Below are 18,270 nucleotides of genomic sequence, written 5' to 3' on the forward strand. Positions count from 1 at the left end.
GGCCGGAATTCCCGGCCCAAATGTCAATAAGCAATTCCGATTCGCTTGTAGATAAAGTGCAAAAGCCAGGCAGGTCCGATCAACAGAAACTGCAAATCCTTCAAGAATGATGGTTTTTTACCTTCGATCTTATGTCCATAAAATTGTAATATCCAGGCAATGACAAACACACCAATGCTGATGAGTCCCAATTTTCCCGGAAATAGGATTTGGAGAAAATTTGCCAAGGCCAGACAAAAAGAAGCATAAAGCAGCATGCCCAGTGTCAATGGGACCGATAAAGACAAGTAATAGATTAAGACAAAAAGCAAGGCAAAGGTTGCCCAATTGGCAAAGTTTCCGATGAAAGGAAGCAATTCCATCAAAAACGCCGAGGGAATACTGAAAATCAGTCCCACTACACTGAAAAAAATCGCAGGTACACAGACCCAGTGGATCAACTTGTTTGTTTCATTTCGATGACTTTCACCGTATTCTTCGAGTAGAAGATCAATTTTTCTCATGGTTTTTTGGGTTTAATTGCGGTAGTTTTGACACAAATTAACCAACACGAATCAAAAATTAAATTCTCTCGGATGATGTTAAGCTATTGGGAGCAAAAAAACTTTTTGGATTACGATTTAATTGTGGTGGGGGCAGGGTTTACCGGACTCTCAACGGCCATTCACTTTAAGAAAAATCAACCCAAGTCCAAGGTTTTGGTGTTGGAAAGGGGCGTGTTTCCGACCGGTGCCAGCACCAAGAATGCCGGTTTTGCATGTTTTGGAAGTCTGACTGAGATTTTAGATGATTTTTGGGTGATGAGTCCCGATGAAGTGGTTCAGCTAGTGGAGAGAAGGTATGAGGGATTGAGGCAAATCAGAAAACATTTTGGAGACAAAGTCCTGCGCTACCAGCATCGCAGCGGATATGAAATTTTGGATGAAAGCAACCTGAGTGCATTGGACCGACTTCCTGACACCAACAGACTTTTAAAGAAGGTTTTTAAAGATGAGGTGTTTTCCATAGTCAAAAAACCGGGGAAATTCGGTTTTTCTGAAAAGGTGAAAGCAGTGGTCAAAAACAAATTTGAGGGAGAATTAGACCCGGGAGCTTATTTGGGAGCCCTTTGGCATAAGGCCTCTAAATTGGGGATAACCATCCTGACCGGCCTCACGGTAGTGGAAGTAGACCCAGAGCAAGGAAGAGTGGTTGCTGAAAATAAAGAGAAAAGTTCCGGATTTGAGTTTTCTGCCGGAAAGGTCGCTGTTTGTACCAATGCCTTTACCAAAAAACTTTGGACAGAATCTCCGTTGGAACCGGGAAGAGGACTCATATTGCTCAGCAAGCCGCTTCATTTTGATTTGCCGTGGAAAGGGGCATTTCATATGGACAAAGGCTATGTCTATTTCCGTGAGGTAGATGGACGATTATTGTTGGGTGGTGCGAGAAACAAAGATTTTGAAAATGAAAAATCAACAGAGTTTTCTGTCAATCCCTCGATAAAAGCCCATTTGGATCAATTGGCCAAGGAGGTCATTTTTCCATATCGGGAGTTTGAATGGGAGATGGAGTGGACAGGGATCATGGCGTTTGGTCCCAAAAAGACTCCTGTGATCCAGCAGATTGGAAATAAAACAGCTGTGGCTGTCAGATTGGGTGGAATGGGTGTTGCCATAGGCTGGCAGGTGGGTAAGGAACTTGCCGCACTTCTTTCAGAAATGTAATTGGTTTTTTTTATTTAGATTCAAGGCGATTAAACTTCTTATGTGACTGAATGAAAGGAATGCCGAAAGCTCCGAAAGTGCATGATGCACTGATCCCCTTAGTTTTTTTGATTGTCCTTCTGATTATAAATATTCGGGTTTTTGGAACTGACGGACTTTCCGGATCCAATCAAATTGTACTGGTATTATCAGCGACCGTAGCAGGCTGTGTGGCAGTATTCAAACTTGGGTTTTCTTGGGAAACCTTGCAAGAGGGGGTAGTCAGGAGCATAAGTTCTGCGATGAGTAGTATTCTGATCCTTTTCTTGATTGGTGCCCTGGCAGGGACTTGGTTGCTCAGTGGGATTGTACCGGCAATGATTTATTATGGATTGATGGTGTTGAGCCCGGTAATCTTTTTGTTTGCGGCATGTTTTATCAGTGCGATTGTATCTGTATCGACCGGTAGTAGTTGGACCACAGTGGCCACGGTGGGTGTGGCTCTTTTGGGAATTGGAAAAGCGCTGGGTTTTGAGGAAGGAATTATTGCAGGGGCCATTATTTCGGGCGCATATTTTGGAGACAAGATGTCTCCGCTGTCCGACACGACCAACCTTGCTCCGGCCATGGCGGGGACTGATTTGTTCACCCATATCAGGCATATGGCTAAAACCACCGTTCCAACGATCCTAATTACGCTTATTCTATTCATTGTGATTGGTCTCAACTATGAGACTTCGGGAAGTGTGGAGGATGTCAAGACCATCTCCAGTGTGATTTCCCAAAAATTCAATATTACCCCGTGGCTTTTTGTGGTACCTGCAGTTGTTTTGGTGATGATTGTCAAGCGGGTTCCGGCTTTACCGGCACTATTGACAGGAGCCTTACTCGGAGGGGTATTTGCCTTGATTTTTCAGCCGGGGATAATTGCAGAAATAGCAGCCGAAGAAGGCCCTTATTATTACTTGGGTTTCAAATCTGTGATGATGGCGCTCTTTGGTGAGATAGGAGTGGTGACAGACAATGATATTGTCAATGAACTGCTCGTAACCCGAGGCATGGGAGGTATGCTCAATACAATATGGCTAATCATCTGTGCCATGATCTTTGGGGGAATTATGGAAGAGAGCGGCATGCTCAAGGTCATGGCCGAAGCAGTCATCCGAAAAGTTCATCGAATAGGTTCACTGATTGCTTCTACCGCAGCTACCTGTGTGTTTTTTAATATCACGACTTCCGATCAGTATTTGGCAATTTTGGTCCCCGGTCGTATGTATGCCGATGTATACCGAAAAAGAGGGCTTAAGCCTGAAAACCTCAGTCGTACACTTGAGGACTCAGCCACAGTCACGTCCGTCTTAGTGCCCTGGAATACTTGTGGAGGCACGCAGGCTTCAGTTTTGGGAGTAGCGACTTTGACCTATGCGCCCTATTGCTTTTTCAATATAATAAGTCCATTTATGACCATTTTGTACGGGTATTTGAAAATCGGAATTACCTATTACGAGCCGGAAGAAGAGTTGGTATGATCCCTTTTAGCATTACGAAAGAAGAAATTAACGAATTGCCATTGGGGCAGTTTGAAGGAAAGATCCATTTGATTGACCGTCCTGATTTGGTTGATGAGGCAGTGGATTTTCTGGAAGATCAGCAGCTAATCGGGTTTGATACCGAGACCAAGCCTTCCTTTCGGAAAGGCCAGTTTAATCATGTTTCCCTGCTTCAACTATCCACTCCAGAGCAGGCGTTTCTTTTTAGGCTTCATTTGATTGGGTTTCCTCCTCCCTTAAGAAATCTGATGGAGAAGGAGAATCTGGTGAAAATCGGAGCGGCTGTCCATGACGATTTGAAAGCATTGAGAAAACTCACGGATTCATTCTATCCGCTCTCGTTTTTTGACTTAAATGACGAGTTGAAAAAGGTTGGTTTTCAAAATGTTGGAGTCCGAAACCTGTGTGGGATGGTGCTTAAAATGCGAATCTCAAAATCTGAGCAAGTGTCCAATTGGGAAGCTGAAAAATTGACGGAAAAACAAATGAGGTATGCTGCAACAGATGCATGGGCTTGTTTGGAGATTTTTAGGGTGCTTCGGGAAGAAGGATATTTGGATGAGTTGTTTAATCGTTTTTGACCAAAAGTCCTTCGATTTCACTTAAAGCTGCCGTTACTCCCTCCAGGAGCCCCATTCTCATTTCTAAGGTGAGCACACAATCCAATCCAAGCTCCTGATTGACGATGGTCAACTGCTCTGATTTGATCAATTTCATCACCTCATTCATGGAAGCATAAGGGAATTGGATGGTAATCCTTCCCAAAACCCACTTTTTCACGATTTCACTTTCTTCGATTGCGAGTGAGGCGGAAGTTTTGTAGGCATTTATCAGTCCGCTTACTCCAAGTTTGGTTCCGCCAAAGTACCGGACGACCACGATAAGAACCTGAGTGAGTTGATGGGAGCGGATTTGTCCCAAAATCGGATCACCGGCGGAGTGGTTGGGTTCACCGTCATCATTGGCACGAAATTGTGCTCCTTGAGGTCCCAGAATCCATGCATAACAATGGTGCGTGGCATCAAAATAAATTTTTCGTAACGCGGCCAACTCGGCTTTGATCTCCTCTTCATTTTCCACCCGAAAAGCGAAATAGAGAAACTTGCTCCCTCGATCTTTATAAATGCCTGAGCTTTTTCCAGCGAGAGTCAAGTAGGAATCCTGTTCAGAAGAGTAGGGCATGATTTGTAATAAACCGATCCCGAAATTAGAAAATTAACTTTTTGCTAATCACTTCTTCCCGCTATTTCACTTAATTTTAGCCAATGCAGCAGGTCGAGATTTCGGGTTCACTTGAGTTGAAATATCCCAAAATGATCAAAATTCCGGGGAGAGACTCATTGTCGGGGGAGTTACATTTTTGGGAAGACAATACCTTGTTTCCCCAGGGAATCCTTCGTTGTTTTTGGATCACCGGAGTACAAGAGGGACTGACCCGAGGCAATCACGCCCATCTGAACGAATCCCAGGTTTTAGTGGCTTTGGCAGGCTGTGCTTATTTGGAAGTGGAAAGCATCGACGGGAAGCTTCATTCCTTCGAATTGCGACATCCCTCTGAAGGTGTTTTTGTCCCGCCTCTCAATTGGACTCAGGTAAAGTGTGAAGAGGGTACCGTGGTTTTAGGGCTATCCGACCGTGAATTTTCAGAAGAGGACTATATTCGAGATAAATCAGATTTTGAACGACTCCAAAAAAACTTCCGCTGAGTTTCGGGTACTTTCCTCTTTCGAAAGTGGAAAGCCTTATTTTTTATGGGATTTTCCAGGAGTTGACTGCGTACAGGAATTGGAGTATCAATGGCACAAAAAAGGGAAGTTGAAGGCGGTAGTCCGTGTAGCTATTCAGAAAGACGGAAAGGCTGTCTCATCACCCGGGCTCCCTTTTGGAGGAATCTGGATTTTTGGTTCGATTCATACTGATGAGCTTACACAGTTTGTAGACCGATTTGTCTTGGACTTGAAAAACCGAGGGTTGAGCAGTCTCTTTTTGACTCAGCCTCCCAAACCCTATGAACCCTTTACCGATCTGATCCAAAGTGTTTTGTTTAAAAAAGGATTTGTCCAGACAAGTGTGTTTAGCCATCAGTTTTTTCTCGGAAAAAAGAAGATCAAAGAAGAGGCTCAAAACTTGAAAGAAAAGTTGAAATCTCAAAAAAATGAATTGCGCTTAACCAGCTACAGAGGTCAAATCATGAATTTTAAGTTTCTTCAAGAAATCCGAAACTGGAACAATGAAAGAGGCTATGCCTTTAATTTGGACGAAAAGCGAGTGATTGAGCAAGTTTCCGTGTTTCCGGAGCGATACTTTCAGATTTCAATTTTTAAAAATGATCACCCTATAGCCCACGCTATGGCGGTCAAATTGGTGCCTGAAGGGATGTACTACTTTCTTTCAGCCATTTCTCCTTCGGCAAAAGTTCCAAATTGTGGGGATTTGATTCTTTTGAACCTGTTTCAGCTTGCCGCGGAGCAAAAATCCGAATTTATTGATTTGGGGTCATCAGAAATCGAATCCGGAATCAATCATGGTTTAATGTTCTTTAAATCCCGATTTTCCAACGATATTAGTAATAAAGTCACCTGGAATTTGAGGTTTTGACATGAATGAGGCTGAAAAAGTAACAGTTATTTGCATTGCCTACAATCACGAGCAGTGGATTGAGGAGACGCTGGAAAGTGTCAAACAGCAGGATTATTATGCCAAAGAGTTGATAGTGGTGGATAATGGCAGCACCGATTCTACAGCCGAGGTGATCAGAGCCTGGGCCAACCAAAGTGCTGGATATCTACCTGTTCACACTTATTTCTACAAGGAAATGCAGCCCTATTGTCGGCTGTTCAATGAGTTTTTAAACAAAGCCACGGGCCAATATTTGGTGGATCTTTCCGGGGATGATATACTCTATCCAGAGCATCTTTCCATTTCAATCCGGGAATTGAGAAATGCCCCTTTTGCAGCTTTTGTATTTTCTGATGCGTACATTTTGGATGAAAAATCAGAGGTTCGGACCTTTTATGGAAGGAACTCAGCAGGTGAGTTGAAAGAGGAGATCGAATTGACCAATATTTATGAAACGCTGATCAGGAGGAATTACATTTGCTCACCAACCATGGTTTTTAATACTGCAATCCTGAGAAAAGAAGGAGGGTATGATGAAAGCCTGTATTATGAGGATTTTGACATTCAAATCCGCTTAGCCCGAAAGTACCCCGTGCTGTTTTCTGATCACATGGGGGTTTTGAAGCGGCAACACAATCAGTCCATGTCGGCATCTCAATATGATCGGTATCATTCTCAGATGCTGCCCAGTACGGTTAGGGTTTGTTCCAAGATTCAACAGCTCAACCTCTATCCCGAAGAAAATAGAGCGCTTGGTGAGCGCATCATGTATGAATTGAAACATGCCTTATGGTCAGGTAATTTTGAGCCGGCAAGGGAATTGGTAGAAATGGGAGAGCAAATCGGCTTAAGAAGCCTTAGGTTTCTTTTTTATAAATATTGGGCAAAAAAAGCCTGGGATATCTCATGGCTGTACATCAAGCTCACCTGATTAGCCCACCACTACCTCTACAAATGGAGGAGAAGAGAAATAAATATTTCCTATTCTCAGGAGATCTTCAGCCGTAAAAGTTTTCAGAAAATTCAGCTTGGATTGGAAAAATGACAAATCCAGTCCTGAATAATGAACGGTTCGAAACCGGTCCATTAAGTCAAAAGACGTGCTGAATTTGGAAAGCATTTGGCCAATTAGGTAATTTCTCACCACCTCTAGCTCCTCGATTCCAACAGGCTCTTGACACAATTTTCTTATTTCAAGATGGATTTCTTGAATGACCTCATCTTTGAATGCTTTTTGAACATCCGCACCGATGACCCAATAGTGGTAATCCCCAATCTCAGCCAAGGAAGAGGAAATTCCATAGGTGTGACCTTTGTCTTCCCGGATGTTTTTGACTAGACGTGACCCAAAATACCCTCCAAGGATGGTGTTGAAGACTGATAGGGCAAAATAATCCGGATGGGATTTGGGGATCGACCACGAACCGATTCTAATGCTGCTTTGAAGAGCATCTGGTCTTTCTTCGTGAAGTTCGGTGGTTGTGATCGGAGTTGTTATTTTTTCAGGCCCTTTGGATTTTCTTAATGGTAAAGACTCCAGGATTGAAAGAATAGATTCGATTTCAGATTCACTGAGATTACCGCAGAGAAAAACTTCACTATCATGCCAAAGCTCTTGGTCATAGTAGGATTGAAGTAATTCTGACTGAATCAGATCCACATGTGATTCCGTGATTTCCAGACCAAAAGGGTGTTCTTTTCCGAATAAGGCGCTCCTGAAAAGTTGGCTCGCTCGGGAGTAAGATTTCTCTTTTTCTAACTGCAAACTCAGCTTTCGTTGGGATTTTCTTTTTTCAAGATTTTCTTTCGGAAAGTTAGCCTCTGTAAATAATGAGCTAAAGACCGGCAACACTTCAAAAACATGCTTTTTGGTACTCAATAAACTCAATCCTTCATGGGAAAAACTTAACAAAGGATGAACCTCTGATGCGTGGAAATCAAAAAACTCAGAAAGCGAACGCTCTGAATGGGTATGAGTGCCCTCGAGAAGCATCTGGAGGGTAAATGATGGAACTAAAGCATGGAGAAGCGGAAGATTGGACCGTTTACTTTTACCGACCACTTCCAACTTTACGGCATCTACCGATGGGGTAGGGATAAAGAAAAGCGGGATTCCCGACTTGAGTTGATAGGATGTCGGATTGATGAATTCAAAATCGCCCGGAATTTTAAACTCGGGGGCCTGAGACCTATCCAATTTCATCAATTGGAAGCGATTGTGTACCGAAGCGTAAACCTGAGCGTTTCGGCCAATGGGTGATTTTGAACTTGTGGAACCAGATAAGAAAAATCAAGGCCGAGTCTTCTCATATTGAAGCCCAGACCCATCGTGAAATATTTTCTGCCTCCCTTGGTTCGGTCTTCGTAGAAGTATCCCGTCCTCAAGGCAAACTTATCAGCATAGAGATATTCGGCACCAAAGGAAATAGTGAACTCACGTAACTCTTCCTCAAATCCTCCCGGGGCATCCGAAAACGACCCAAACATTCCCGAGATCAGAGCCCGATTAGGGTCCTGGCCGGCAGCGATTTCCAAATCCCCGTTTTCATTGGTGAATAGCGTTCCGTCAGGATTGGTCCGATAGATAGGAGGAGTGGGCACCATCAACTTGTTTGCGTCCAAAACGAAGGTGATGGAATTGGTTTTGTCAAAATTGATTTTGTAAGCCGTACCTACCCTGAAATTGGTAGGGATGTAGTCCAAGTCTTCGGCACTGTTGTAAGTGATTTTTGGGCCAATGTTGGAAATTGACATGCCCCAAGACCAAGTGCCTTCCTTGGATCCGATCAAAACTGGCTTTTGATAATAGATTCCAATATCCGCTCCTACACCAGTTCCTGGTCGGGCTTCAGTCCCACCGGTGGAAGAAATATTTCCTGAGAGATTAGAGTGGATGAATCTCGCGGAAATACCGATTCCGAAATTCTGAGAGAGCTTTCGGGAGTATGAACCTCCGATCGCGATATCTCTTGGATTAAATTCTCCAATTGGGTTTCCCCTTCCGTCGGTCAATTCGATATCTCCCATGTTGAAATACCGGAGGTCAAATCCCCAAGTGGAATTCTCATCGATTTTCTTATAGCCCGACAGATAGTTGAGCGACATGTCATTGACCAATCTTCCGAGCCAAGGTGAATACGATAGGGATAAGCCTAAGTCGTCTTTCACAAAAGCGAGTTTACCCGCATTCCAATGCGCCGAATTGGCATCTGGGGAAGTGGCAACCCCTGCATCACCCATGGCCGAATGCCTTGAGTCAGGAGCAAAGTTCAAAAAAGGCACCGCAGTCGTGATCACTCTTCGGTTAGGATCCTGACCTGAGATGATCACACTGTTCTGTGCAAGGGTAGAAAATCCAGCCAAGGCAAAAACTACAGATAGTATGCTTTTCCTGCTTAAAATGGCCTTTTTATTCATTGAATCAACAGTTTTCCGCTGACTGAATCCTGGTCCAAATCGGATTCTGACTTAAGCGTTAATTTGTAAATATAAGTTCCTTTCGCTGGATATTTTGTCATGCTTTGTAAAAAAATCCAGTGCCAATCATCAATTATTTCATTCGCTTTCACTAAACGTCTGGAATCAGAAAAAAGTATCTGACCCAATGTAGAGTAAACTTCTAAAGTTGCCTCGAGGTTTTCACCCGGCCGATTATGCCGAAAGAAAAAGGAAGATTTTTCCAAAGCTGGGTTAGGATAAACCCGATGTTCTACTATGCTGATTCTTTCACTGCCTCGGACTTCAATGGTAAAGGAAAGTTCACTTTTGTTGCCGGCGTTGTCCCAGGCTAAAATCCGGATTTGATTCATTCCTTCGATCAAGCCTTTGAGAATCATGGTGATTTCTCCTTTTTGAAATCCTCCTTCAAGCGCTTTAAATAAGTGATTGATGGGAATCAGTGGGCCTTGGTTGATCTGGATACTTAAGAATTTCTCCCTGTCTCTCGATGAAATATATATTCCGCTTTCGTCAGAAAATTCCGCTTTTAAAGAAACTTGTCTGGTAGGGATCACCAATGGCCCTTCCTTGCTTCCTGGGATTTGTGCTTGGATTTCAGGCCCCGTCTTGTCAGTAATCGGGTTTTGGGAAATTCCGCCTACGATCGGTTGAATGACTCCTCCAGCTTGGATCAATTGAATACTGTCCCATGCCACGAGGCGGAGGTTTACCGTGGCAAATTCCGGATTAATTTCAGCGGGAAGTTGAAACTGACCTATAAATCTTCCGTTTTTCACTTCTCCCTCACCTTTAAACAGCAGATCTGATTCGTCTTTAAATTCGAAGGGAGTATTTTCATCTCCAAAAGTTTGAATGTGGACTGGCTTATCGCTCAATTCCAGCCGAAAAAATCCGTTAAAATTAGGAAGAGTGGCTTCGGTCATCGGATCGATGATCATTCCTTCATACTGGACTTTTTGAAAGGGCCGGATAGAATCCAAATCATTGCCGGTAGTGGCATCAGAGATTTTTTCGAGTTTTATACCCAATTCTGGAGTATTCAAAAACATGCTCGGATCTCCCAGAAGAGAGAAATTCCTGTTCAATGAACCGTTGAGACTCTTGTTTTTGGTGTTTTTAAAAATATTACCCAAGCTTTGGTAATTGAAATCTACTTTTCTGAAAACCTCTTCGATGAAGGCTTGATTTAAAGAAAAATTGACACTGCTAAAGACAGGTCTGCCCGTACTGAGAAGGCTGATGGCCCCTTTATTCTTGGAAAAGAGTAACTCTTCTGCCGCGGATCGGAAAAATGGGCTGTCGTGTCTACCAAACTCGCAGGTCGCAGTCATCCAAAGGGCTAACTGGTCCTGATTTGCCCAGTCGGCAATATCCTGGACTCTAAAGATTTCTTCTGCAGTCAGAGTCGTTTCATTCCCATGACCGATATAGTTAAGGATCAATGCCCCCTGTTCCAGATTTTGTTCGAGCGCAGTCCTTAATTGGGGGGAAGACTGAGTTCCTCCGGACCGGATTTGTTCAAATCGGTCCAAGTAAAGTTTTTCAAGTCCAAAGAAAGGGTGGTTTTTCGAGAGAAAGTCAGCATGGACCTCGGCATCTCTCATGTGGATGGAATTGTCTCCATCATCGGCCACGATAATTAACCTTTGATTGAAAGGAAGTTGAAAGCGTAAATTTTCATACCGGATCAATTTTTCTACCCAAATATTGGCTTCCTCGAAGGTGATCGCGGGTACGCGGCCAACTCCGATCTTCATAGGCTCATCTCCGGATTGTGACTCCTCCCATTCCCCCTGTCCCCAATCGATCAGACCCAAAAAATCATCCGAGCTGAAAGTGCGCAACGGATCGAGACTGTTTCGGCTGGTGTAAATAGGGATCAGATTTGGCCTTCCGCCGAGTTTATTTTTATAGTCAAAGGTTCCTTTTCCTAGGATGAGCACCTGTTTGAGCCGTGATCCAGCATGGTATTGAGAAGCGATGAAATTACGGATGGCGGTCAGGTCCTTATTCCCATATCCAAACTGATCAAAAATATCCGTAATCGGCACCACCTGTGCAGGGATCCCTTTACTCAATTTATGGTCCCGAAGTTTAAGTGCAACTGCATTGAAAAGTGGGGAGGTAATGATTAATAATTCCGGATAGGCAGTGGAAATCTCTTGGGATATTGGCTGGAGATTTTGAACGGCTTTGGTGTCGTTTTGAGAAAAGATTACCCACTTTTTTCCTTTGGCCGAAATCCCTGTTGTGAAAGCTTTAGGATGGTAGAAATCACTGATTTCCCAGGTGTTTAGCGACGTAGGAAGAGAAATCAGTTCTTCGGTTTTTCCATAAAAGATTCCGGAGGATAAGGTGGAGTTTTGTACCGGTATTCCCAGGGAAATGAAGTCTAGATGCCCCGATCCCGATCCTTGAAAAGTTACCCTAATTTGGTTTAATCGATTGTATGCCGGGTTGAACTGCAATTGAATTTCACTTTCTCTCCCTTTGATTCCGTATGTGGAATTGGGAATAGGATCAAAAGTTTGTTCGGAAAGAAGATCATTTCCGGAGAAGATTCTTATTTGTGAACTGGAGCTTGGTTGAGCCATGACCTTGGCTTTCATCAGCCAGGGTTCAGAGCCTTCAGAGGATATCCCAAAAGAAATATTTAGACTTTGTCCTGTACGGATCGGGTCAGAATACCATGATCTTCCCGAGTTAAGCAAGTTGATTTTTTCTTCCTTAAAACTTCGGATGGAGTACCAAACTGTGCCCGGATTGGCTCCATCGTTAACGCCCGTTTGTGCTTGAATTCTTTTTGGAGATGCTTTTTTACCGAGTAAATACTTCAGGGTATCGGTATAGAGGTGATGGTTGTATTGGATTTCTCCCAGTTCATTAATTGAAGCGGTGTGTGGTCCTTCCAAGAAAAAGAACAAAAAGTCCCCTTCTTTCCATGCCGGGATTTCCTGTAATTCCAGTTGCGTAGAATCCAGAATTTGAGGTAGCATTCCGGGATATCCATACACCGCTAGTTCATCCAGACTGCTAAATCCCGCTTGTCTGGCATCAGAAGAGGAGATTTTATAAACTCCCGCCTCGGTGACTCCGAATTTCATCAGGGAAGATTGCCCAAAGGAAATTGAGAGGGGTAGCCCAAAAAAAAGTATTGAAATTATGGTAAGCGCCGTTTTCCTCATTCACTTCCTGTGGCTTGCTCCAAAATGGATAAACCAATATACACCAAAATCACCAACGGGATACCCGCAAGTTGCATCCAGGCAAAAGAGGTGAGTCCAATAAAAATAAGCAGGTATCGGGTTTTGTTGGAAGCGAGGGAATAATCTTTGAATTTCAGTGCAATCAGAGGGATTTCTGAAACCAGTAGGATCGAGAAGATCCAAGCAATCACCACCATTGATAGGGGGAGTAATAAAAGACTTCCCCAAGATGGATACTGAACGGCGAAGTGTGGAAGGGTAGAGATGAAGAGCGCATTTGCCGGGGTCGGCAATCCAATGAAACGATCGGATTGGCGTGTATCCAGGTTGAATTTTGCAAGCCGATAGGCCGACAGCATGGGCACAATCAAGGTGAGGTAGGGTAGCCAATCCAGATCTGATTTAGATTTGGTGAGTGAAAAAAGGATCACACCAGGCAGCACCCCAAATGACACCACATCGGCCAAGGAATCCAATTCTTTTCCTATCGCACTTTGCACGCGCAACAGACGTGCGGCAAATCCATCAAAAAAATCAAATCCAGCGGCAATCAAAACGAAGTAAGCTCCTGAAAGGATGTCGCCTTGGATGACCCAAATGATTCCGGACACTCCAAAAAACAGGTTGAGGAGCGTCAAGGCATTGGGTATGTGTCTTCGGATTTTCAATGGAATGCTTTTTCTCCAACAAAAGGATTGTAAATTTTTTCGAAGCCGATGGTGGTTTCGGGACCATGACCTGGAAAAACCACCGTTTCATCCGGTAGCTCGAACAATTGACTTTTTATTTTCTCCAAGAGCAGCTGATGGTTTCCTCCAGGCAAGTCAGTCCGGCCAATACTCCCACGAAAGAGAGTGTCCCCTGCAATGCATCGGCGACTCGGGCTGTGGTAAAATACCACATGCCCCGGAGAATGCCCGGGGACAAAGAGAATATTCAGTTCTTCTTTTCCTACCCGGATCACCTGTGCTTCTTCGAGAAACTCTCCGGGTTCGGCGGATTCATAGCCATGAAAGCCGTAATTAGGAGCGTAAACTTCCACTGATTTGAGAACTTGAGCTTCTTTTGGGTGAATTTTAAGTGTAAGACCAAACTTGCGTATCGCCCACGCATTCCCCAACACATGGTCGATATGGCAATGGGTATTCAAAAGTTGGGAGACCTGAAGTCCTTCATTTTGAATAAAATCCTCCAGTTCTCTCCGCTCAAGGGCCGTGTGACAACCCGGGTCAATCAAAGCAGCCTGACCTGTTTCGTCGTAGGTTAAATAGGTGTTTTCCTGAAATGGATTGAAGGTGAAGCACTTAATTTGAAGCATCTGAAAAGTCCTCGTGATCTGGACAAAGTAAGGAATTATGGCGTTAATTTGGGCCATGGAATTTGATTTTTTAATCATAGGTCAAGGTCTTGCAGGAACTGCCTTGGGATATCGTCTTCTCAAGGAAGGGAAAAATGTGCTCATTTTGGACCAGCCGCACCAAAATCAAAGCAGCAGGATCGCGGCAGGATTATACAATCCGGTCACGGGGAGAAAAATGGTAAAAACCTGGATGGGTGAACTGCTTTTTCCAAACATCGAACCTTTCTACCGGGAACTGGAAGAGGTGACGGGAAGAAGCTTTCTCAATTCAAAACAGATTTATCGTCCCTTTTTGTCTGTAGAAGAGCAGAATGAATGGATGGGACATTCGAGTGATCCGGAAATTCAGATTTTTATTCAGAAAATTTTCACGGAAAGCCAATATTCCGAATTGAAAGACCCCTATGGAGGAGTTTTGCTTTGCATGTCGGGTTGGTTGGATATCAACTCTCTTTTGGACGGCATGGGGGAGTTTTTTGGAGATCGTCTCAGGGTTGAATCATTCCAAGAAGGAGAATTGGAAAAAAATTCCAACGGGTGGAGCTATCGGGGAATTCTTTTCAAAAACCTGATTTATTGTAGTGGTGTGGCGTCCAAAGATTCCCGATTCTTTTCTTTTTTGCCTTTCGCTCCGGTGAAAGGGGAAATCTTGGAAGTTGAACAAGGATTTAATCCGGATTTTATCGTGAATCGAGGGGTTTTTCGGGTTCATTTGGGAGGAAAAACATTCCGGGTGGGTTCCACCTACACTTGGCATGACCTGGAATTGGGGCCTACAGAACGGGCAAAAGTTGAACTTTTGGATAAGTTGAATGAGGTGGTTAAAGTCCCTGTAGAAGGGGTTATTTCTCATAAATCAGGGATTAGACCGGCTACCAAAGACCGAAAGCCATTTCTGGGAAAACATCCAACCCATGAAAGCGTTTACATCTTCAATGGTTTTGGTGCGAAAGGCGTATCATTAATTCCCTATTTTAGTGGGCAAATGGTAGACTTTCTGCTTCATTCCAAGCCATTGATTAGCGAAGTGGATATCACAAGGTATTTTAAGTATATTTAAAACCTATCAATTCTTTCTCGAATGCAAATATCGGTCTTTCGATACCTATTCTTGCTTACGTTGCTGTTTTCCTTTACCCAGGTATGGGCACAATTTGACCAAGAACGATTTGGAAAAAATCGGGTACAGCACAAGGAAATCAAATGGTACTTTTACTCCTCCAATAATTTTGAAGTTTATTACTACGATCGGGGAGGGCCCAATGCCAAAATGGCCATTGATTTTTTGGAATCAGAATTTGACAAAATCACCCAAAGTGTAGGATACGTCGCCTACACCAAACCCAGGATTTACATTTACAACTCCCCCGAAGAAAGACTTCAGAGCAATTTGGGTTTGAATGCCATCCAATATACCGAAGAGGGTCAGACCAAATTTACAAGATTGATAGCGGAAGTGGCCTACAAAGGCCGCTTAGATCAGTTTAAGGAGGATATCGTTTTTGCAACAGCCAAAGTCATCATCAGAGAAATGCTTTATGGGGCGTCGGTTGCGGATGCATTCCAGGCAAATCTGATCAATGATTTCCCCGATTGGTATGTAGATGGAGTCGCACTTTATCTCGCGAAAGGTTGGAGTCGGGAAATGGATGATTTTATCCGGCAGTTTTTAAAGGATAATTCCAACCCCAAAATTCATAATCTGACCGGTGTTGAAGCAGGTTTGGTAGGACAGTCCATTTGGAATTATATCTCAGAAAAGTACGGTAGAAGATATGTATCCAGTATCCTAAATCTTTCCAGGATCAACAGGAATGAGGAGAATAGTATTGCCAATACCATAGGACTCAATTTCAAGACCTTTTTCAAAGATTGGCAACAGTATTATTTGAAGGTAAATGAACCGGTTTACAATTCATTTAAGCAATTGAAGCCTGAAAATGCCATCGCCACTACCTCTTCCCGAGTAGACGGAGCGATTTCTGACGTCAAGTTCAGTCCTGATGGGTTGAAATTAGCCTATGTGATCAATAATGCGGGGAAATTCAAGGTCATTGTCAGAGACCTTTCTTCAGGATCTGAGCAGACCGTATTTCAAGGCGGAGCAAAATATGAGGAACTCCCGGCCAACCTGAGTGCGCCGGTCATTGCATGGAGAGACTCTGCCAATATTGCCATTGCTTCTTTCAAAAGAGGATTTACCACACTCCGACAACGGTCTATAGACGGCACCTCACAGGATAAAATTTTCCTAAGAAATATTACTCAAATCCTCAGCCTGGACTTCAATGAATCGGGCAGGAATATGGTGCTTTCAGCTATTTCAAATGGCAGAACTGATATCTACACCCTCAATGTAAGGGGACAGGGTAAAAGGCTGACCAATGATCTCTTTGATGATCTTACCCCGGTCTTTTTGAATGATTCTACGATCATTTATTCTTCCAATTTCACTGAGCTTCCGGACTCCGTACTCACGGCTACTCCAGATATCAAACTTATACCTTCACAGTATAATCTGTTTATGGTTCAGGTTTTGAAAGACACTACGGAGTTTTCCAAACTAACCAATGCAAACAGTGTGAACTTGATGCCGAGGAAGTTAAATAACAACTCGGTTCTCTATCTGAGTGACTTAAGTGGAATCACCAATATGATGAGATTCAGTATTGGGAATCAGGTTTCCAATCAAATTTCTGCTTACGACAAGAGTGTGGAGGTTTTTGACGTCACCGGACGAATGAATAAGATCGCATATGCAGTCCGTAACGGTAAGGAATCTTACCTTTTTGTCGAAGGATTCAGTGGAGCCGATCAATTTACACCCAGCACACCGAGGGTTCAATTGGCCCAGGCCAAAGATCTCAATGAAAGATTGGCCGCAAGGAGACTCCTAGAAGCGAGGACTCAGACTCCTGAAGCGCCTGCAGCAAAGCAACCGACCCAGCAAGAACTGAGGCAGGCGGTATCCGTGGATACTACCCAGGCCAAGACTTCTTCCATCAATTTAGACCGATTGCGTTTTGAGTCCAGAAAAGGAGTCAACACGGATAATTATGTGTTTGATACCGTGCCCGCTACCTCCATCATTCCGCAGCAGTCGGGCAATACCAGAACTGATCCTAATCGGACGAGTTTACTGGAGTCCTTCAGAAGACAATCGCTCCAAAAAAGAGTGTCAGGTCCAAGGGAAATGGAACCTCAGTTTTTCACCAATAATATTAATACCCGATTTGTCGTAGATCCTTTGAGGGGCTTCGGAATTAATCTGAATGGAAAAATGACTGATATTCTGGACAACCATGTGTTTATGGGAGGAATAATGACGTCATTGGATTTTAGCTCGGGTGGTGATGTCTGGTTTGAATATGAGTATCTAAAGTCCCGTTTGGACTTCCGGGGCAGGTATGACCGAAAAACCATACGGGTTTCTGAGGGAGACGTTACTTTCCAAAAGTATGTCTTGACTAAGGTGGAGGCAGGGGTCTCGTATCCTTTTAATATTCACTCGAGATTTTATGCCGCCCCGTTTTTGGCAAAATCCCAATACCTCAACCTTAATTCAGATTCTGTCATATTTGGCCAAGTACCAGAGCAAAACCGTTTTGATGTCAACTATCTGGGTGGAAAAGCAGAATTTGTGTATGACCGTACCGAACCAATGGGATTGTACTCGTTCACGGGTACGAAAGGAAAGGTTGGATTTATGCATTACCAAGGCTTGAACCATAGCAGTAGGTCATTCAGCAATTTTTACTTGGATATCCGCAATTATCAGAAAGTTCACAAAAACATTGTCTTGGCCTCCAAGCTGTATTTCGGGTCCTTTATGGGTGCAAATCCCCAAAACTACCTCGTAGGTGGAATGGACAATTGGCTGTTTAATGAATTTTATAACCCTCCGAGCAACAGGCCCGAGCCTTCACCTGTCAGAAATCCCTCTGGAGCCGAGAATTCAAATATTTTATTTGCGGACTTTGTGGATCTGAGAGGCTATGATTATGACGAAATCAGAGGCAGGAATGTATTTACTTTTACCACCGAGCTTCGATTACCCTTATTCTCTTATCTGACCAGAGGAAATATATCATCCAACTTTGTGCGAAATTTCCAGCTGGTAGGCTTCTATGATATCGGTTCGGCCTGGAACGATGCAGCTCCTTGGGAACGGGTCAATGATCAGAATACTGAAGTAGTCAATACCGTCGGTTCTCCGTTTGTGATTGTCTTGAACAATTTTAATAATCCTTGGCTTCAAAGTTATGGCGCAGGTCTAAGAACGGTCCTTCTGAATTACTATGTGAAATTCGATGTCGCTCGACCTATTCGAAATTATAAAGCCGAAGACCTGAGATTTTACTTTACTTTGGGGTACAATTTCTAATACCTAA

At 43.6% G+C, this 18,270-nt stretch carries 15 protein-coding genes; 8 read left to right on the top strand and 7 right to left on the bottom strand.

Annotation, left to right across the window (positions count from 1 at the left end):
- Positions 1–23: 23 nt before the first annotated feature.
- Positions 24–503 (bottom strand): Mpo1 family 2-hydroxy fatty acid dioxygenase, encoded by a 480-nt coding sequence (locus tag CLV31_RS05645; RefSeq protein WP_111391911.1) that lies wholly within the window; start codon positions 501–503, stop codon positions 24–26.
- Between the two features lie 72 nt (positions 504–575).
- Here CLV31_RS05645 and CLV31_RS05650 point away from each other — a divergent pair, with 72 nt between their 5' ends.
- Genes CLV31_RS05650 through CLV31_RS05660 form a run of 3 tightly spaced genes read left to right on the top strand, consistent with a single transcriptional unit; the run spans position 576 to position 3,816 of the window.
- The gene (locus CLV31_RS05650) at positions 576–1,706 is read left to right on the top strand and encodes an NAD(P)/FAD-dependent oxidoreductase (RefSeq protein ID WP_245943328.1); all 1,131 of its coding nucleotides are present in this window, start codon (positions 576–578) and stop codon (positions 1,704–1,706) included.
- A 50-nt stretch (positions 1,707–1,756) separates the two neighbouring features.
- On the top strand, positions 1,757–3,214 hold the full coding sequence (nhaC, locus tag CLV31_RS05655; RefSeq protein WP_111391913.1) for a Na+/H+ antiporter NhaC: 1,458 nt from the start codon (positions 1,757–1,759) through the stop codon (positions 3,212–3,214).
- On the top strand, positions 3,211–3,816 hold the full coding sequence (locus CLV31_RS05660; protein ID WP_111391914.1) for a 3'-5' exonuclease: 606 nt from the start codon (positions 3,211–3,213) through the stop codon (positions 3,814–3,816). The genes nhaC and CLV31_RS05660 overlap by 4 nt, the downstream gene beginning before the upstream one ends.
- Here the strand turns inward: CLV31_RS05660 and CLV31_RS05665 are convergent.
- Entirely contained in the window at positions 3,803–4,417 is a 615-nt protein-coding gene (locus CLV31_RS05665) for an IMPACT family protein (protein WP_111391915.1), read from the bottom strand. The two genes, CLV31_RS05660 and CLV31_RS05665, sit on opposite strands and share 14 nt — an antisense overlap.
- 83 nt (positions 4,418–4,500) lie before the next feature.
- On the opposite strand from CLV31_RS05665, the gene CLV31_RS05670 reads away from it, so the two are divergent.
- The 3 genes from CLV31_RS05670 to CLV31_RS05680 are packed head-to-tail and all read left to right on the top strand — an operon-like array spanning position 4,501 to position 6,785.
- Positions 4,501–4,941: a sugar 3,4-ketoisomerase gene (locus tag CLV31_RS05670; protein WP_111391916.1), complete on the top strand. Its 441-nt coding sequence runs from the start codon at positions 4,501–4,503 to the stop codon at positions 4,939–4,941.
- On the top strand, positions 4,913–5,833 hold the full coding sequence (locus CLV31_RS05675) for a hypothetical protein (protein WP_111391917.1): 921 nt from the start codon (positions 4,913–4,915) through the stop codon (positions 5,831–5,833). The genes CLV31_RS05670 and CLV31_RS05675 overlap by 29 nt, the downstream gene beginning before the upstream one ends.
- 1 nt (position 5,834) lies before the next feature.
- The gene (locus tag CLV31_RS05680; protein ID WP_111391918.1) at positions 5,835–6,785 is read left to right on the top strand and encodes a glycosyltransferase; all 951 of its coding nucleotides are present in this window, start codon (positions 5,835–5,837) and stop codon (positions 6,783–6,785) included.
- Here the strand turns inward: CLV31_RS05680 and CLV31_RS05685 are convergent, their stop codons facing one another.
- The 5 genes from CLV31_RS05685 to CLV31_RS05705 all read right to left on the bottom strand — a co-directional run bounded on the left by CLV31_RS05685 (position 6,786) and on the right by CLV31_RS05705 (position 13,894).
- Positions 6,786–8,057 (bottom strand): M16 family metallopeptidase, encoded by a 1,272-nt coding sequence (locus CLV31_RS05685; protein ID WP_111391919.1) that lies wholly within the window; start codon positions 8,055–8,057, stop codon positions 6,786–6,788.
- Entirely contained in the window at positions 8,057–9,271 is a 1,215-nt protein-coding gene (porV, locus tag CLV31_RS05690) for a type IX secretion system outer membrane channel protein PorV (RefSeq protein ID WP_111391920.1), read from the bottom strand. Before porV ends, CLV31_RS05685 begins: the two co-directional genes overlap by 1 nt.
- The gene (gene porU, locus CLV31_RS05695; RefSeq protein WP_181452578.1) at positions 9,268–12,417 is read right to left on the bottom strand and encodes a type IX secretion system sortase PorU; all 3,150 of its coding nucleotides are present in this window, start codon (positions 12,415–12,417) and stop codon (positions 9,268–9,270) included. Before porU ends, porV begins: the two co-directional genes overlap by 4 nt.
- A 77-nt stretch (positions 12,418–12,494) precedes the next feature.
- The gene (gene pssA, locus CLV31_RS05700) at positions 12,495–13,187 is read right to left on the bottom strand and encodes a CDP-diacylglycerol--serine O-phosphatidyltransferase (protein WP_111391922.1); all 693 of its coding nucleotides are present in this window, start codon (positions 13,185–13,187) and stop codon (positions 12,495–12,497) included.
- On the bottom strand, positions 13,184–13,894 hold the full coding sequence (locus CLV31_RS05705; protein WP_245943329.1) for an MBL fold metallo-hydrolase: 711 nt from the start codon (positions 13,892–13,894) through the stop codon (positions 13,184–13,186). Before CLV31_RS05705 ends, pssA begins: the two co-directional genes overlap by 4 nt.
- Here CLV31_RS05705 and CLV31_RS05710 point away from each other — a divergent pair.
- Together CLV31_RS05710 and CLV31_RS05715 are read left to right on the top strand one after the other, a co-directional pair.
- Complete coding sequence (locus CLV31_RS05710; protein ID WP_245943330.1) at positions 13,875–14,939, top strand: NAD(P)/FAD-dependent oxidoreductase; 1,065 nt, start codon at positions 13,875–13,877, stop codon at positions 14,937–14,939. The two genes, CLV31_RS05705 and CLV31_RS05710, sit on opposite strands and share 20 nt — an antisense overlap.
- 21 nt (positions 14,940–14,960) lie before the next feature.
- Positions 14,961–18,263: a biopolymer transporter Tol gene (locus tag CLV31_RS05715; protein ID WP_111391924.1), complete on the top strand. Its 3,303-nt coding sequence runs from the start codon at positions 14,961–14,963 to the stop codon at positions 18,261–18,263.
- Positions 18,264–18,270 lie beyond the last annotated feature (7 nt).

Source organism: Algoriphagus aquaeductus (genome assembly GCF_003253485.1).
Lineage (GTDB): Bacteria > Bacteroidota > Bacteroidia > Cytophagales > Cyclobacteriaceae > Algoriphagus > Algoriphagus aquaeductus.

What these genes read in the sequence shown, in the direction of transcription:
- CLV31_RS05645 (WP_111391911.1), bottom strand. Translation starts at nt 503, where the DNA reads ATGAGAAAAATTGATCTTCTACTCGAAGAATACGGTGAAAGTCATCGA.
- CLV31_RS05650 (WP_245943328.1), top strand. Translation starts at nt 576, where the DNA reads ATGATGTTAAGCTATTGGGAGCAAAAAAACTTTTTGGATTACGATTTA.
- nhaC (WP_111391913.1), top strand. Translation starts at nt 1,757, where the DNA reads ATGAAAGGAATGCCGAAAGCTCCGAAAGTGCATGATGCACTGATCCCC.
- CLV31_RS05660 (WP_111391914.1), top strand. Translation starts at nt 3,211, where the DNA reads ATGATCCCTTTTAGCATTACGAAAGAAGAAATTAACGAATTGCCATTG.
- CLV31_RS05665 (WP_111391915.1), bottom strand. Translation starts at nt 4,417, where the DNA reads ATGCCCTACTCTTCTGAACAGGATTCCTACTTGACTCTCGCTGGAAAA.
- CLV31_RS05670 (WP_111391916.1), top strand. Translation starts at nt 4,501, where the DNA reads ATGCAGCAGGTCGAGATTTCGGGTTCACTTGAGTTGAAATATCCCAAA.
- CLV31_RS05680 (WP_111391918.1), top strand. Translation starts at nt 5,835, where the DNA reads ATGAATGAGGCTGAAAAAGTAACAGTTATTTGCATTGCCTACAATCAC.
- CLV31_RS05685 (WP_111391919.1), bottom strand. Translation starts at nt 8,057, where the DNA reads ATGAAATTGGATAGGTCTCAGGCCCCCGAGTTTAAAATTCCGGGCGAT.
- porV (WP_111391920.1), bottom strand. Translation starts at nt 9,271, where the DNA reads ATGAATAAAAAGGCCATTTTAAGCAGGAAAAGCATACTATCTGTAGTT.
- porU (WP_181452578.1), bottom strand. Translation starts at nt 12,417, where the DNA reads ATGAAATTCGGAGTCACCGAGGCGGGAGTTTATAAAATCTCCTCTTCT.
- CLV31_RS05710 (WP_245943330.1), top strand. Translation starts at nt 13,875, where the DNA reads ATGGCGTTAATTTGGGCCATGGAATTTGATTTTTTAATCATAGGTCAA.
- CLV31_RS05705 (WP_245943329.1), bottom strand. Translation starts at nt 13,894, where the DNA reads ATGGCCCAAATTAACGCCATAATTCCTTACTTTGTCCAGATCACGAGG.
- CLV31_RS05715 (WP_111391924.1), top strand. Translation starts at nt 14,961, where the DNA reads ATGCAAATATCGGTCTTTCGATACCTATTCTTGCTTACGTTGCTGTTT.